The sequence below is a fragment of the Alteromonas portus genome (assembly GCF_005117025.1).
Lineage (GTDB): Bacteria > Pseudomonadota > Gammaproteobacteria > Enterobacterales > Alteromonadaceae > Alteromonas > Alteromonas portus.
The window spans coordinates 445,019-461,419 of record NZ_SWCO01000005.1; the positions used below are offsets into that span (position 1 = coordinate 445,019).

A 16,401-nucleotide genomic window follows, 5' to 3' on the forward strand; every position below is an offset into this window, starting at 1 on the left:
AAAAAGGGATTGTGTATTAACAATCCCTTAAACATATCATAGAGCGTAGGTGTCTATGAATAGTTGTTCCAGCTTTTTGTGGTCAACTTTAGTCGCTACCTTTATGGTATTTGCTTCATTCCATAGCGGGCTAGGTGTTGTACCCTTAGGCGCAACTACGGTTTGCCCTCTATCCAATGTCCCTGTTCCAACGCGTACGTGGCCCTCAGTCAGTTCAAATAGCTCAGGGTGGCGAAGGTGGGCAATTGGGAACGCATCGTGGAAGAAACACACGCGATCTTCACGGTTTTGCGAGTAGAAATCCATGTAGAACTGGGCGCTTTCCTTCACAAAGCCGCCAAGCGTATTGTTTTTCTCTTCAAGCTTTTCAACAAAGGCAGGTGAGAATGGCGTGAAGTTTGTCACGTCCAGTCCGAACATAGTGAGTTCCCAGTCTGCTGCAAACACGATTTCTGCCGCGTGGGCATCATTCCAAATGTTTGCTTCAGCCACAGGCGTAACGTTGCCTGGTACAAACGCGGCACCACCCATAATGCTAACGCCTTTTACCAACTTAGGTAGTTCTGGTTCTAGACGAAGTGCAAGGGCCAAGTTACCTAGCGGTCCAATGGCAACAATGGTGATTTCACCCGGATACTTACGCGCCATATCAACGATAAACTGCGCAGAACTGCGTGGGTCAAGCTCGGTTTTAGGTGCTTCAGGTTTAATATGACCAAAGCCATGTTCACCGTGTACGAAGTGGGCATAGGTTGACTCTGGGCCAACCCACGGCATGCCAACACCTTTAGTTACAGGAATATCTTTACCTGCAATTTCACAAAGTGTTAGGGCATTTTGCGCTGCCATTGTTACCGGAACGTTACCGTAAACGGTCGTTAAGCCAAGTACTTCAATGTCTGGAGATTGGAAAGCGAAAAAGATCGCCATTGCATCATCAATCCCCGGATCTGTATCTAATATGATCTTATGTGCCATCAAATTTTCTCAGTGCGTCTTGCTAGTTGGCGTGTTTCGCTAAGAAACGATCCACTTCTTTTTGTGTTGGAATACTCTGTGCCGCGCCTTCGCGAGTTACTGCAATGGCTGAAGCTGCGCATCCGCGACGCAATGCTTGTTTAGCATCGGTGTGGTTGCTATATGCAGACAGGAAATAACCGATAAAGGTGTCACCGGCTGCGGTAGTGTCTACCGCCTCTACAGAGAATGCTTTTACTTCTATAACTTCGTTTTTGCGCAGCATCATTACACCGGCTTTACCTAGTGTAATAATAACTTCGCTATGTGACCACTGCTCTTTGAACACTGTCACAATATCTTCAAGTTCTTCTTTACCGGTAATCGCAGCCGCTTCAGTTTCATTTACAATAAGTAAATCTACACAGTCTAACGGAAGCTGTTTAACTGACTCGCTCATAGGCGCAGGGTTAAAGGCTACTTTTAGCTGCTTTTCTTTCGCTTGGCGAAGTACTTCTTCAATGCTGCTGGTTTCGTTCTGAGTTAATACCCAGTCCAAAGGGCGGGTATCGTCTAACGCTTGCATTACGGTTTTTGCGGTAATGGTTTGGTTAGCACCGCCAAATAATACGATGGCGTTTTCACCGCTTGGGGTAACTTGGATGATGGCGTGGCCTGAAGGAACTTCTGAGCACTTTACACCACGACAATCTACACCCTTCTTAATAAGAGCTTGTTTAAATGAGGCGTCGTTTTCGTGAATGCTGCCGACGTGCCTTACGTCTGCACCTGCTTGCGCTAAAGCAATAGACTGGTTTGCACCCTTACCACCTAATAAGGTTTGATAATGGGTAGAAGCCAACGTCTCACCAGGTTGTACAAAGTGTTCTACCTGATAAACGTGGTCAATATTTATAGAGCCAAAATTTATTATTGCCATTTCTTCTTCCGTCGAAAGAGGGCGCTTCCCAGAATGCCGCTGTCCATGTTTCGCCCGTGAACCGAAAAGTTCAGGGCGGAAGTATCACAATTGCCGTAGGCTTCTCGATACGCGTCGAGCTTGCACAATAGCAGCTGTTTCAACTTCCTTGGTTTAAAGCATCGGCCAGGGACATGAATGAACTAGCAAACATCCCAGGAAACATTGTTGTTGTAATAACGCAACAGGGTATAACAAACGCGAGATCCAGTGAAGAGGATCACCTACAGCGCTTTATAACTATTTTGCGTGGTGATTATAAAAGCGGTAAAAAAATATTACTTTTCTTGACCAATTGGTCAGCAATTATACACGCATATAAAAGAAGCTCAATAATAACCAATCAGCTAATTTTGGTATTGAAGGCTTATGAACATTGTATGCTGTTGCGAGAGGAATTCCGTATCCAACAATGGCGATCTTAGATGAATTCTTATTGTGTTGCTAGCAGTCCGGCGATAAATTTAGTTGAATAACCCCAAATAACATACCGTTTGAACAGTGAGTAAACAACGTATAACTACCGGTGTTTAAAGTGTATACGACGTTCGTTAGAAGTAGCTAATAAAGACTTCCAATAATGCTTTCGCGTTAGGGCAACAACAAGGCAAAAGGAGGCGTTACACATTGATTTTTGCTACTATAAACTCCATCAAGAGATGACAGTGGCGTTAAATCGCCATTATATGGCCGTAACTCGCAGCCAAAGTGGATACAAATTACAATTAGAAAGCGGCGGCCCTAATATCTCAATTCATTCTAAATAAAAGAGAACGATTCGTGGAAAAACAGCTCGATTACGATAGCGTAAGCAATAAATTGTCTCAGCAAGGCGTGATTGTTGACGCTGCAGAAGTGCATGGCATTCTGTGCGGTATGCTTTGCGGCGGCATGTCGCTTACCGACCAAAAATGGCTAGAAGCGTTAAGTGAAACTATTAACCAGGGTGATGCGTTTAGCGACCCTACCCAGCACCTTTTGAATAGCCTTTTCAATCAAACCTGTCAGCAGCTTCTCGAGCCAGAATTTGCGCTCAATTTGTTACTTCCTGATGATCAAGCGCCTATCAACGATCGCGGCGCTGCACTTATTAATTGGGTGCAAGGTTTCATGCTTGGGTTTGGTCTACACCAGCAAGACCTTATGCAATGTTCTGACGACGTAAAAGAAGCACTTGAAGACTTTTCTGATATTTCACGTATGGAAGAGCCGATGGATGCAGATGAAGAGTCTGAAAAGGCGCTGTTTGAAGTTGAAGAGTATGTGAAAATTTCAGCAATTTTATGCTTCAGTGAACTTGGTCAATCACTTCTAGATGATCAGCAAGACACGCCATCCGTACACTAATAACAAACTGAAATAAACAAAATGGCCGCTGGTCGCCATTTGTTTTAACGAGCTTTTTTAGGGTTGTCTTTTTTATGATTAGTGCGCAAGAGTTTATCGCCAGGCAAGACCGATTGCTTGCACAGTGCGAGCCGAACAGTGTTTGCATTGTGCCTGCTGCGGGTTTGGTAACCCGAAGTCGCGATACTGAGTATACGTTCAGGCAAGATAGCGACTTTTGGTACCTTACAGGGTTTGAAGAACCTAATGCATGGTTGATTTTGTCCAATCACCCTCGCTACGGTGAAAGTTATCGTGCAATGGTGGTACAAGAGAAAGACAAAAGTGCAGAGATTTGGCACGGCAAACGCTTAGGGGCTGAAGCTGCACTTGCTCGATTTAGTCTAGATGAAGCTTTTGAGCTGCAAGAACTTGAAGAAGCCTTGTTAGCGTCAATTCAAGGCCAAGACAACGTGTACTTTTCGTTAGGTCATAAAAAAGACAATGACCTGTTATTTTCTGAAGCGTTAAACACCTTACGCGATGCGCCTAAAGAGTCGCTTGCACCCAGAGCGATACACGACGTACAGCCCATTTTACACGAAATGCGTTTATTCAAGTCTGCTTGTGAAGTAGCCATGATGAAAGCGGCAGGTGAGATAAGTGCCCGTGCGCACAAGCGGGCTATGCAGTTTGCTGTGCCTGGTTGTTATGAATACCAGCTAGAAGCTGAAATTCACCACGAATTTGCTATGGCGGGGGCTCGTTCACCTGCATACAGTACCATAGTGGGCAGTGGCGAGAATGCGTGTATTTTGCACTACACACAAAATAACGCACGGGTAAATGACGGTGATTTGATCTTGATCGATGCCGGCGCAGAATATCAGGGCTATGCTGCGGATATCACGCGAACGTTTCCAGTCAATGGAAAATTCACAGATGCCCAGCGCGATATTTACTCTGTTGTATTAAACGCTCAAAAAAGCGTGCTGGACATGTTAGCCCCAGGAGTTACCCTTTCCGAGGCTATGTTGCATAGCGTGGAAATTATTACTCAAGGTTTAGTTGACCTTGGCGTTCTTGAAGGTAGTGTGGCTGAAAACCTTGAAAATGAAACGTGGCGACAGTTTTACATGCATGGTTTGGGGCACTTTTTAGGTTTAGACGTGCACGATGTAGGCAACTACAAAATTGACGGCGAAGACCGCCCCTTGAAACCAGGTATGGTGATAACCGTCGAGCCCGGCGTGTATGTTAGCCAAGACAGTAACGCGCCAGATAAGTACAAGGGTATAGGTGTGCGCATAGAAGATGATGTGGTGATTACCGCTACAGGTGTAGATATTCTTACTGCAGATGTGCCAAAAGACATTGATGCCATAGAAGCACTTATGGCTAAAAGCAAAGACTAACTACCAGGGTTTACTTGAGTTTACTAAGGTTTAAAAAACTGCGATAAATGTGAAGTAAACACCTTCATTTTAAGGCGCGCGAAAAAACAAGCCTTTAATATAAAGAATAGAGCCCAGAATCAATGCTTTAAAAATGAAGGCGCTGGGCGACAGGAAGATAAAAACAGTGGAATCGGCAGCAGCGGTTGATGTAGTAATTATTGGTGGTGGTATTGTCGGTACTGTATTAGCCAAAGCACTTGCAGAGAAAGTATCTCCTGCAAATAGCTGTGGCTTATCTGTCACCCTTATCGATGCAGCAGACCCCGAACAAACCAGTAAAAGCTTAGTCGACTTTAACCCTTTTACCGACACTCGCGTTATTGCTCTAGCAAGACGTACAGTGGATGAGCTGTCGAGCATGGGGCTAAACCTTGATGGTGTAGCTAAGCAGCATAACGGTGAGCTACCTCCTCAAATTAAGCATATTGAAGTTAGCGACAAAGGGCACTTGGGGTTATTAAATCTTGAAAGTAGCGACTATCACATCGACGCGTTCGGCCAAGTTGTAAGCTTAAGCGCGCTGACTCGATTGGCGGCAACTGCTACTTCAAGCTATCAATATATTGCACCTGCCAAAGTAACTAAGGTAAAGCAGCAGCGCGAATTTGTTAGTGTGCAGCTTGATAGTGGGCAATCGCTTACTACAAAGTTGCTGGTACTGGCTGATGGCGGTCGTTCAGGGTTAGCTGAGCAAGTTGGCATTACAAAATCAGTTAGCGACTATCATCAAACGGCTATTGTTTTTAACGTTCACACTCAGCTTCCCCATGAAAACAAAGCGTATGAGCGTTTTACTCAAAGTGGTCCGTTAGCGTTTTTGCCTTTCGACAGTGAAATTGATGATATCAAGGCTAATGGAAACGGCTTTTCGGTTGTATGGACCGTAGATACCGACGCCGCAAAGTCGTTAATGGCGTTAAGCCAAAGCGAATTTATTAAGGCCCTACAGGAAGCTTTTGGCTATCGACAGGGCAAAGTGCTAAGAGTGAGTGAGTTGGCAAGTTACCCGTTAGCGCTTACTAAGGCGCAGCAGGTCGCCAGTCATCGCACTGTGGTAGTAGGCAATGCAGCGCAAGCGTTACATCCTATTGCTGGGCAAGGCTTCAATTTAGGTTTACGTGATTTAAGTGCTTTGGTGTCTATATTGAAAAACTCAGCAGAAAAACACGCACAGCAATCAGCGGTGAGTAATTCGAAAAGAATTTTGGCGAGTGAAGGGCATACGTCATCGTCAAATGTTGCGTCGAATTCTGCTCAAGGTCAGTCAAACACCGTGCAAAGTGAAGCGTTCGCATCAGCTAACTTCGATGCAGGCGCTTTCAGCATTACTCAGCATTACGCTAATTCGCGTAAGAATGACAGGGATAACACGATAGCCCTTACCGATACGCTAGTACGTACTTTTTCAAACCAGTATTTTCCAACAGTTATAGGGCGTAATGTGTCGTTATTGGCATTAAGCATGATGCCTCAGGCGAAAAAAGCGTTTGTTAAACACACAACGGGCTACGGCGAAACACCACAGAGAAATAGAGACAACAATGCAGCATGTTGATATAGCGATAGTGGGCGGCGGGATTGTAGGGCTAACCCTTGCAGCGGCGCTTAAAGGAAGCGAACTGAGCGTAGCCGTTGTTGATAAGGCTTCATGTTATCAAGCACTTGATGATAAGCCTACGGCAAGAGTGAGTGCCATAAATCAGGCAAATATTAAAGCATTACAACAATTTGAAGTATGGACGCATTTGCAGCAAGACCGTGCCAACCCTTACACCGATATGCATGTTTGGGACAAAGACAGTTTTGGCGACATATGTTTTTCATGTGATGAAATGGGTAGTGATGCACTTGGCGTGATTGTAGAGAACCAAGCTTTAGTCAATGCACTGTCTAAAGCTGTGGAAGCGCAACCTAATGTAGAGTTGATTACTGCGGGTATTGATAGAGTATTAGCTGGCCCAAATCAAACCATGCTGATGCTAGATAATGATGAAGTACTAAGCTGCAGATTATTAGTCGGTGCCGATGGCGCAAACTCATTTGTAAGAAAACAAGCTGGCTTGCCGATTACATTTAAAGACTACGAGCACACGGCGATTGTCGCTAATATCAAAACGCTTGAGCCACATAATAACGTGGCGCGACAAGCGTTCACACCCACAGGGCCACTCGCGCTACTGCCAATGTCCGAGCCAAATGTGTGTTCTATAGTGTGGTCACAAACCCCAGAGCAAGCGAACTCACTAATGGCGCTGGATGACGCTGCGTTCTGTAATGCATTAACTGCGGCTAGTAATAGCGTTCTTGGCACTATAGCGCTTGAAACTAAGCGCACTGCTTTTCCACTTACCATGCGTTATGCACGCCAGTGGGCTAAAGACGGTGTGGTGCTGGTGGGCGATGCTGCGCATACCATTCACCCGCTTGCAGGGCAGGGCGCTAACTTGGGCATGCAAGATGCGCTCGCACTGGCGGAAACCCTAAATGACTTAAAGGCGTCGGGCAAAGACATAGGTTTGTACAAGCATCTTCGTAGATACGAACGAAGCCGTAAAACCGAAGCCATGAAAATGATTGCCGCAATGGACGGCTTCAAATTCTTATTCGACGGTGACGACCCCCTCAAAAAGTTAGTCAGAGGAATTGGTCTTTCAGCCACAGACAAACTCAGCACCATTAAAACCGCCTTCGTCAGCCACGCCATGGGCCTATAAACCAAAAATTGGGGTCAGAGTACATTTCCCAGCTTCAAAATTGGGGTCAGAGTACATTTCTCATGAATAATGGGGGCAGAGTACATTTCTCTAGTTTTGAAGTAGAGAATGCCAGTAATGTACTCTGACCCCATTATTTAAAAATGTACTCTGACCCCATTCTTGGCGTTGAGATAGTTGCCGGTAAAGGATACTCTTCGGTATCCTTTTTTATTTCTACCAATGGCTTATGTTTACTTTCTTGTGCAAACCTAATCGCGCCTTTTCCTTTTCATGTGCTGCATCTCTACTTACTTCTACTTTACTTATTGGTTCGGCGAATGCTGACGTTACTACTTCCAGTTTGACCTCGGTTGAGCCTTCGTCGGCTAAAGCAAAAAACGTAAAGATGTCGCTGAGTAACGCCTCTATCGATTTAGACGTGTATCGCCAGCACGTTAAAACTCTGGCAAGCGATGAGTTTGAAGGGCGAGGGCCTTTGTCGAAAGGGGAAGAAAAAACAGTAGATTACTTGGTAACCCAATACAAAAAGCTAGGGCTTAAGCCTGCCTTTGGTGACAGCTATACACAAGCTGTACCTTTAGCCAAAATAACACCTAGTAATATTTCATCGTTGACCATAGGCGACCTCAACTTTAGTGCAGGCAGCGAATTTACCGCCCGAACTCAGCGCATTGTTGAAGAATTTTCCCTCGCCGATAGTGACGTAGTTTTTGTGGGCTATGGCATTAACGCTCCCGAATACAACTGGAATGATTACGCCGGCCTTGATGTAAAGGGAAAAACAGTTGTAATGCTGGTAAACGACCCAGGTTTTGCTTCTAAAGATCCAAATTTATTTCAAGGCAACGCCATGACCTATTATGGTCGTTGGACTTACAAATACGAAGAGGCTGCAAGGCAGGGCGCAGAAGCTGTTTTCATTGTTCATGAAACCATGCCTGCTGGCTACGGCTGGGGCGTTGTCGAAAACTCAAATTCTAATACTAAGTTTAGCCTAGTCGATGACAACAATAATTCGTCACAAGTAGGCGTAATGGGGTGGCTTCATCTTAATGCTGCTAGGCAATTATTTGAAAAAGCAGGCTTAGATTACGGCGAGCTTAAAAGAAAAGCATCCAAGCCTGGATTTACCCCAATTCTGTTAAACACAAAAGCATCATTAAGCTTCACTAACTCTATTGAGCATGCTGAATCGCAGAATGTTGCCGGTATTTTAGAAGGGACAGCTAAGCCAGAAGAGTGGGTAATGCTGCACGCACATTGGGATCATCTTGGTAAAGTTGAAAAGAATGGCAAAACGACTATTTACAATGGTGCAGTAGATAATGCGTCTGGCACAGCTGGTGTGCTAACGCTGGCAGATGCGCTTGCAAAACGCGAAGAAGGCTTTGCGCGTACGCTAATGTTTAGCGCGTTTACCGCAGAGGAAACGGGCCTGCTGGGTGCTGATTACTTTGCCAATAACCCTCCCGTGCCTACGTCAAACATGGTGGCCTTTTTGAATATCGACGGCATGAATGTAAACGATAATGTTGATTACATTTTGCAGTACGGTGAAGGTTATTTATCTATCGAAGACGATTTGGCGACGGCAGCGGCGTTACAAGGGCGGACCGTTAAAATGGACCCGCGCCCTCAGAACGGTTTGTTCTTCCGCTCAGATCACTTCGCGCTTGCTAAACAGGGGGTGCCATCTATTTTGTTCATGAGCTTAGGCGATACCGACCCAAGCTTTATCGCTAAGCGCTACCATAAAGCCGATGATGACTATCTTCCAAGCTGGACTTTAGGTGGCGTAAAGCAAGACCTGTCTCTTATTGGAAGTATGCTTACTTATTATGCTCAAGGCGATGTATGGCCCTATTGGAAGCGCGAAAGTGACTTCAAAGCAAAGCGTCTTCAGGCGTTGTCTGGTAGCGAAACTAACGTTAAATAAAACATGCTAGAACGGCAGGTTATAATGCGAATTTAAAGGTAAAGCGACCCGAATGAGTTGGATTTTATTTACATTGGGCGCGGTTATTATGCAAACCGTGCGCAATGCGCTGCAGAGCAAACTGAGCGGCGCCGTTAATACCTCAGGGGTAACGCTGTCTCGATTTATCCTGGCTCCACCAATTGCCCTTGCCTATCTGCTCATCCTTTATAATGGTACTGATAGTCAACTGCCTCAATTCTCAGGTTCTTTCATAGTAGTAGTGCTGTTTGCATCGCTACTTCAAATAGCAGCCACTTCTTTAATGGTGATTTTGTTCAAGCAGAAGAACTTTGCCATTGGGGCAGGCCTTGCGAAAAGTGAGGCATTGGTGGCTGGCGTAGTTGGTATGCTCTTTTTTGGCAGTTACTTAACACCCCTTGGGTGGGCTGGCATAGTCATAGGCGGAATAGCCGTATTCGTGCTAAGCAGCGGTAACCGACTTCATGGTATTAGTTTGAAAACCATGGCTATCGGTTTAGCTTGCGGTACCTGCTTTGCGCTCACATCACTTCTAGTGCGCGAGGCTAGCCATATGCTCAACATTCAGCATACAGTAGCCGCAGCTTGGGTTTTGTTATGGGTGCTATGTGTACAAACAATAAGTTTAAGTGGCTATATTGCGCTAACTAAGCCCTTTGTGTTTAAGCAACTAGTAAACGCTAAAAATCAGGTGCTGGCGATAAGCACGGTTAGTTGTTTGGGCTCTATATGCTGGTTCACTGCCATGGCGCTACAGCATGTGGCGCTAGTGAAAACGCTGGGGCAACTAGAGGTTTTGCTTACTTTGGTGCTTTCACATTACTGGCTAAAAAACGCAGTTACAAAGCGCGAAATTATTGGGCTACTCCTAATCGGCGCTGCCGCTATTATGGTGATGTGGGCCTGATATTTTGTAGTTTATCTTTTTTGCTCAGCTTTCAAAAGCTAGGAACAAATATTGTTAATAGGTAAAAAGAAATTTTGAAATATATATTTGGCTTTTTGATTTTCTCAGCGCTAAGCGCTTGCAGCACTGTTTCAGTAAAAGACAATGAAACGGAATACAACACTGCTATTGGAAGAAGCAAAAGCAGCGCAGAGCCTGCATTTCAACTTGTTACATTAGGCGATACTGGCGGTATCAAAGACGGCAACTTGAGCGCATTTTTACTGCGAAGTTTAGAAGAGGAACGCTACGTTGCCCTAGACGCAGGAAGCATAGTTAATGGTATTGATGTTGCGTTGAAAGAAGGGGCTTTTGACACTTTAAAAAGCAAGCCCGACGATAACCTGCGAGCTAACGGCAACGTACTGCATAATCACGTTGCTGCATACTTAATTAGCCATGGCCATCTGGATCATGTAGCAGGGTTACTCGTTGCTTCACCAGATGATAACAATAAACCCATCTATGCCTTAAAGTCAGTAAACGACACCATGGGAGCGACCTATTTTAATTGGCAGGCATGGGCAAACTTTACGAATCGAGGTTTAGAACCAAAGCTCAACAAATACGATGTTATCGACCTGACACCGCAACATACCAGTAGCATTGAAGGCACTAACTTAACGGTAACGCCTTTTAGTTTAAGCCACCCCTTAGAATCGACCGCTTTCGTTATTGAAAGTGACAACGATATGTTTGTTTATTTCGGTGATACTGGTCCGGACGATGTCGAAAAAGAAGGAAAGCTGAGCGTAATATGGCGCTACCTCGCACAGCAAATGCGAAGTAAAACGCTAAGAGGTATGGTTATTGAAGTGTCTTTTGATAACAGTCGCCCTGACAATTTGTTGTTCGGACACCTTACGCCTAAATGGTTAATGCAAGAACTCACTCGCTTTTACGAACTAGTTGAAGATAAAAGCCAGGTTCCAGACATCAATATTGTGATAAGCCATATTAAATACAGCTTAAAAGCGGGAGAGAGCCCACGCTCTGTCATATCAAAAGAGTTAAATCAGGCTAACAAGTTAGGCTTTAACTTTATAATTGCCACACAAGGTCAGTCGCTTATCTTCTAATTACCTTTAGTAAAATTGAAGAAAGTAAAAAGCTGACTAATCAAGTCGATAGTTATACTTTTGTCGCGTTTTATGACTTTGTAATTAAAATTTGTATAGGTAATCTCTCAAAAATTTTGCTAGCTGTTACACTTATTTCAGACTTGTTATTAAAGGAAATAAGTGATGTCAGAGCGAAAATTTAGATTAGTTACACGAAGTGATTTTGACGGCTTGGTATGTGCGGTCTTGCTTAAAGATTTAGACATGATAGACGACATTTTGTTTGTCCACCCTAAAGACATGCAAGACGGTAAAATTGATATTACCGAGAATGACATCACTACCAACCTGCCTTATGTCGCAGGGTGTCACATTGCCTTCGACCATCATCTTAGTGAGACTGTGCGTAATTCAGGCGACATTGATAACCACATTATCGATCCCAAAGCGCCCTCTGCTGCGCGCGTCGTATACGACTATTACGGTGGTGCCGATAAGTTTCCCAATATCTCAGTAGATATGATGGAAGCAGTAGATAAAGGCGACTCTGCGCAGTTTAGCGAAGAAGAGATCTTAGAACCTACAGATTGGGTGCTTATGAATTTCATCATGGATGCACGAACTGGGCTTGGCCGTTTCAGAGATTTTAAAATCTCTAACTACCAGCTAATGATGAAGCTAATAGATGCGTGCAAAGATCACAGCATAGAAGAAATACTTCAAATGGAAGACGTGGCCGAACGCGTAGATTTATATCATGAGCACAACGAAATGGCTAAGGCACAAATTGCTAAGTGCTCCACCGTACACGACAACCTAGTTGTGCTCGACTTAACAGATCAAGAAACCATTTACGCCACAAACCGTTTCGTTATTTACGCCATGTACCCAGACTGTAATATTTCTATTCACAAGATGTGGGGGCTGAAAAAGCAAAACGTGGTATTTGCTATTGGTAAATCCATTACTAATCGTAGCTCTAAAACCAATGTGGGAGAGTTGTGCTTGAAGTATGGCGGCGGTGGTCACATGAACGCGGGTACCTGCCAAGTTGAAACCAGTAAATCAGAGACGGTGCTTGCTGAGCTTATTGAAACCATAACAAATGATGGTTAACGCTGATTAGCACACGGATGAAGGGGCAGAAAAAGTACTCTGACCCCTTTTTAAAGCAAGGGGCAGAAAAATGTACTCTGACCCCTTTTTTATTGGGTTAGGCGCACTTTGAAGAATTCTGCGAGGGTTTTGCTGATAACTGGGTGTTGGGTGTCTTGGTTAAATAGGCAAATATTGACCTTTCCCAACTTAGGTAAATGCGGGTGGTTTAGTACTGCTAAATTAGCCGGTAAGCTCGATTTCGCCAATGCAGTAACGCCAAGGCCTTGTTGAATAGCAGCCACAAGCCCGCCCAAATCGGCGTTGGTGTAGCTAATTTTCCAGGCGAACGTTTGCTGCTTTAGCTGTTCAATTACTCGGCTTCTGTACATACAGCCATCCGGCGCTAGCACTAGCGGAATGTTATTCCCCACTAATGGGTGAGCGGTGTCGCCTACCCATACCACATCGTCTTCTATTACCACTTCACCCTCGGTTTGCTCGCCCGGGTTTACGAGTGCCAGAATTAAATCGAAGTGATCTCGTTGAGACGGGTGAAGTAGATCGCGACTTAGCGCCGACGTTACTTCTAACGATACATCTGGGTAACGCTTCGAAAACTCACCAATTAAGCCCGGCAGTAGGGTAGAGGCAAACTCGTTGGGAATGCCCAAACGTAATCTACCGCTTAGTGGCGCGGGAGTAAGGCTTCTAAAAATGTTGTCGTTAAGCTCTAGTAGCTCTTTGGCTTTCGGGTAAAGCCAGTTGCCGTCGGCGCTAGGTACGTGGCGCTGACCTACTTTGGTGAACAACTTTCGGTCTAGCTGCGATTCAAGTTTTTTGATTTGCAAACTAATAGCAGGCTGAGAACGACCCAAAAAGTCGCCCGCCTTTGCATAGCCACCAAGCTCAATAACGCTAACAAAGGTGCGTAAGGTATCTAGAGAAAGCTGCTTCATATTTATCAGGTTTATTAATGTAAGTGCTCTTTGTTATTGTATTTGCAAATGTATGGCACTGAAAGCCCATATTATCAACTTAGATAAGATTTACGTTGCTAGTTGTATAAAACCATCCATGAATACGTCCCATCAACTACCGCAAGACGGCGTAGAGTAAGCGTAGTCACATTTATAAATTCACGAATTCAGGCTATTAAACGTAGCAAATTACGTTAAGCTGCGCGCAATTGTGATAGGCTCTAGCAAATAAATATCGATACGATAATTAACCAATAGCAGCAAACAGTTACGCTTCAGCGGCGTTTTTGTAAAGTTTAAATCAGCGTGTCGATTTAAGAAGCGTTGCGCATTTAAAGTGAGTTACCTGCGCAAAACGATGTGCTGGCTAGGTGCGTATTGAGTGATGTTAACTACGAGAGCATGTAATGAACTCTGATTTGTATTTTATCGGAATAGATGGCGGCGGTACTAAGTGCAAAGTCATACTACAAGATAAAAACGGCACGCAGCTAGGTGAGGGCATTAGCGGCCCAGCTAATATAATGCGAGACGCAGATCTTGCTAAAACCTCTATATTGGATGGGGTAGTAAAGGCTATAGAATCTGCTAATACCTTGTTGGCTTCACAGAATAGCGAAACCCCTGCCACACCTATCACGCTATCACAGTGTGTGGTAGCAGCCGGGCTGGCTGGCGCTAATATCAGCACCGCAAAAGCTGGCTTTGAAACCTGGGCACATCCCTTTCATTCGCTTCATATACTAAGTGATTTACATGCAGCCTGCGTAGGTGCTCATAATGGAAAGCCGGGAGCGGTAATTATTGTGGGTACGGGGTCTGCAGGGGCAGTATATGCTAATGGCAAATTTACAGACTTAGGCGGGCACGGGTTTCCAATCGGTGATTTTTCCAGTGGAGCTTGGCTAGGCCTAAAAGCTATTCAGCATACTTTACTGTGTATAGATAATATTCGAAGCCTTGATGACCTCGCCAAAAAGGTATGTGCAGAACTTGGTACCTCAAATGCCGATGAGATTGTGGCAAAATGTGCTTGGTTTAGTACGCATCATTACGCGAATTTAGTGCCGTGTATGCTGCCACTTTTAAGTGAAGGTGATCCTCAAGTTGTTCGCATTTTTAACGAAGGTGGCGAATATTTAGAAAGTATGGCGCAGCGACTTCTAGGTGATAATACGTATAATCTTGCTTTAATTGGTGGGTTAAGCAATGTGTATGTACCTTACTTTTCTGAGAAAATCCGTACGCGCCTACAAGCATGTGAATTATCGCCAGAGCAGGGCGCTATCAAGTACGCTAAAGCAATATACGATGGCCAATAACGGCAAGTAAGCCATAAGATCACGCGGCAAATTTCGATGCAAGTAATGAGACAAGCGACGAAAAAAACTCAACGTTATAAGCAGCAAACAAAACACTGCTTCAACCGCACGTAATTAGGAAAATGAAAGCGCAATGATGAAGACAATTTTAGCCGAAAACGTTTTGATAAAAGGTAACTGGGAAAAAGACCAAGTACTCAAAATCAAAGAGGGCGTAATTACTCACATCGAAGCACTTTCTGATTCACAAAAGCAGCGTGAAGAAATTTCTGAGCGCGTGTCTAAAAGGCTTATTCCTGGGTATGTAGATACACAGGTGAACGGCGGCGGGGGCGTAATGTTTAATCACGCACCAACGTTTAAAAGTATAGAAATAATGGCCAAAGCCCATCGTAAGTTTGGTACCACCACATTATTTCCCACGCTTATTACCGATGACATAGCAACCATAGAAAGCGCCGCCAATGCGGTAAGTGAAGCAATAGAAAGCGGGCACCCGAGCGTTGAAGGAATTCATTTTGAAGGGCCGCACTTAAGCGTTGAGAAAAAAGGTGTACACCTTTCAAAATATATACGACCGTTAACCGACAGAGAGCTTGCCACTTATACCCGAAAAGATCTTGGCAAGGTATTGATTACCGTAGCGCCAGAAAATACGTCGTGTGATGTTATTCGAGACTTAGTAAACCAAGGCGTTATTGTAGCGCTAGGGCACTCTAATGCGCCGTTTGATGTGGTTGAAAGGGCGATTGAAGCTGGCGCGACTGGGTTTACTCATTTATACAACGCCATGTCGCCGTTTACCTCTCGTGAACCTGGTATGGTTGGCGCAGCGCTTTTAGGCAATAACACCTGCGGCATTATTGTTGATCATCAGCATTTGCACCCTAAAGCGGTTGAGCTGGCCTTCAAAACCAAAGGGCCTTCGCAATTAATGCTGGTTACCGATGCCATGGCCCACGTAGGTGCCGACGAAGACGTTATAGACTTTTTCGATACCCATATTACTCGCGTTGGAAACAAACTTACTACACCTGATGGCACCCTTGCAGGAAGTTGTTTAGACATGCACGGCGCTGTTATCAACTGCGTTAACGACATCGGAATTTCGCTAGAAGACGCGAGCTATATGGCAAGCGCGACACCCTCTGCGTTTATGGGTATTAACGAGACATTAGGCAGCATTGCAGTGGGGCAGCGGGCGAACTTTGTAGAGCTAAGCGAAGACAACGCACTTGCAAACGTTTGGCAAAATGGTGAGGTGTGCGTTTAGCACACTGGCTATCGAACAACTAACAACAGGCTACTAAACAGTATTTAAACATTCCTTACTACGCCCTCACCAATTTCGCAGCAAGCAGTCAGCAACGTTTCAAAAAAGTTGGTATTAAATTGCAATTCCCCCTTCTAAACGCCATCTGAATATTAAGTTTTTTCAGGTTCGATAGTCGTGGCTGCAACCTTCGTTAAGCTATATCAATGCGCGGTAAACGCTTACATATTTGCTTTTCTCATGTTTTCCTAAGAATACATTTGCTTTTTAAATGTATTGATAAAAATTTCCAATTTGTTGCACAAACGTTAGCTCACTATACTCAATTTCG

At 44.6% G+C, this 16,401-nt stretch carries 13 protein-coding genes and 1 other RNA gene; 10 read left to right on the top strand and 4 right to left on the bottom strand.

The window, feature by feature from the left end:
• Positions 1-36: 36 nt before the first annotated feature.
• The 3 genes from E5672_RS09895 to ssrS form a co-directional block, all read right to left on the bottom strand.
• Positions 37-978, bottom strand: a complete 942-nt coding sequence (locus E5672_RS09895) for a nucleoside hydrolase (RefSeq protein WP_014980008.1) — start codon at positions 976-978, stop codon at positions 37-39.
• A 22-nt stretch (positions 979-1,000) separates the two neighbouring features.
• Positions 1,001-1,897: a ribokinase gene (locus tag E5672_RS09900; RefSeq protein ID WP_136782042.1), complete on the bottom strand. Its 897-nt coding sequence runs from the start codon at positions 1,895-1,897 to the stop codon at positions 1,001-1,003.
• Between the two features lie 21 nt (positions 1,898-1,918).
• Positions 1,919-2,101, bottom strand: a non-coding RNA gene (ssrS, locus tag E5672_RS09905) — 6S RNA.
• Between the two features lie 615 nt (positions 2,102-2,716).
• On the opposite strand from ssrS, the gene E5672_RS09910 reads away from it, so the two are divergent.
• From E5672_RS09910 to E5672_RS09945, 8 genes are all read left to right on the top strand, one after another.
• Positions 2,717-3,283, top strand: coding sequence for a UPF0149 family protein (locus E5672_RS09910; RefSeq protein WP_136782043.1), 567 nt, complete (start codon positions 2,717-2,719; stop codon positions 3,281-3,283).
• Positions 3,284-3,357: 74 nt separating this feature from the next.
• Positions 3,358-4,677 carry a Xaa-Pro aminopeptidase gene (gene pepP, locus E5672_RS09915; protein ID WP_136782044.1) on the top strand — a complete coding sequence of 440 codons (1,320 nt, stop codon included), beginning with the start codon at positions 3,358-3,360 and terminating at the stop codon, positions 4,675-4,677.
• Positions 4,678-4,843: 166 nt separating this feature from the next.
• Positions 4,844-6,274: an FAD-dependent monooxygenase gene (locus tag E5672_RS09920; protein WP_136782045.1), complete on the top strand. Its 1,431-nt coding sequence runs from the start codon at positions 4,844-4,846 to the stop codon at positions 6,272-6,274.
• Entirely contained in the window at positions 6,261-7,433 is a 1,173-nt protein-coding gene (locus E5672_RS09925) for an FAD-dependent monooxygenase (RefSeq protein WP_136782046.1), read from the top strand. The genes E5672_RS09920 and E5672_RS09925 overlap by 14 nt, the downstream gene beginning before the upstream one ends.
• A gap of 388 nt (positions 7,434-7,821) precedes the next feature.
• Positions 7,822-9,372, top strand: coding sequence for a M28 family metallopeptidase (locus tag E5672_RS09930; RefSeq protein ID WP_136782278.1), 1,551 nt, complete (start codon positions 7,822-7,824; stop codon positions 9,370-9,372).
• Between the two features lie 52 nt (positions 9,373-9,424).
• Positions 9,425-10,300: a DMT family transporter gene (locus E5672_RS09935; RefSeq protein ID WP_136782047.1), complete on the top strand. Its 876-nt coding sequence runs from the start codon at positions 9,425-9,427 to the stop codon at positions 10,298-10,300.
• 74 nt (positions 10,301-10,374) lie between these two features.
• The gene (locus tag E5672_RS09940) at positions 10,375-11,418 is read left to right on the top strand and encodes an MBL fold metallo-hydrolase (protein WP_240692204.1); all 1,044 of its coding nucleotides are present in this window, start codon (positions 10,375-10,377) and stop codon (positions 11,416-11,418) included.
• Positions 11,419-11,583: 165 nt separating this feature from the next.
• Positions 11,584-12,516: a DHH family phosphoesterase gene (locus E5672_RS09945; RefSeq protein ID WP_136782049.1), complete on the top strand. Its 933-nt coding sequence runs from the start codon at positions 11,584-11,586 to the stop codon at positions 12,514-12,516.
• Between the two features lie 89 nt (positions 12,517-12,605).
• Here the strand turns inward: E5672_RS09945 and E5672_RS09950 are convergent, their stop codons facing one another.
• Positions 12,606-13,454 (bottom strand): LysR family transcriptional regulator, encoded by an 849-nt coding sequence (locus E5672_RS09950; RefSeq protein WP_131136860.1) that lies wholly within the window; start codon positions 13,452-13,454, stop codon positions 12,606-12,608.
• 428 nt (positions 13,455-13,882) lie between these two features.
• Between E5672_RS09950 and E5672_RS09955 the strand changes: the two genes are divergently transcribed.
• On the top strand, positions 13,883-14,797 hold the full coding sequence (locus E5672_RS09955) for a glucosamine kinase nucleotide-binding domain-containing protein (RefSeq protein WP_136782050.1): 915 nt from the start codon (positions 13,883-13,885) through the stop codon (positions 14,795-14,797).
• A 136-nt stretch (positions 14,798-14,933) separates the two neighbouring features.
• Positions 14,934-16,070 carry an N-acetylglucosamine-6-phosphate deacetylase gene (nagA, locus tag E5672_RS09960; RefSeq protein ID WP_136782279.1) on the top strand — a complete coding sequence of 379 codons (1,137 nt, stop codon included), beginning with the start codon at positions 14,934-14,936 and terminating at the stop codon, positions 16,068-16,070.
• Positions 16,071-16,401: the final 331 nt, after the last annotated feature.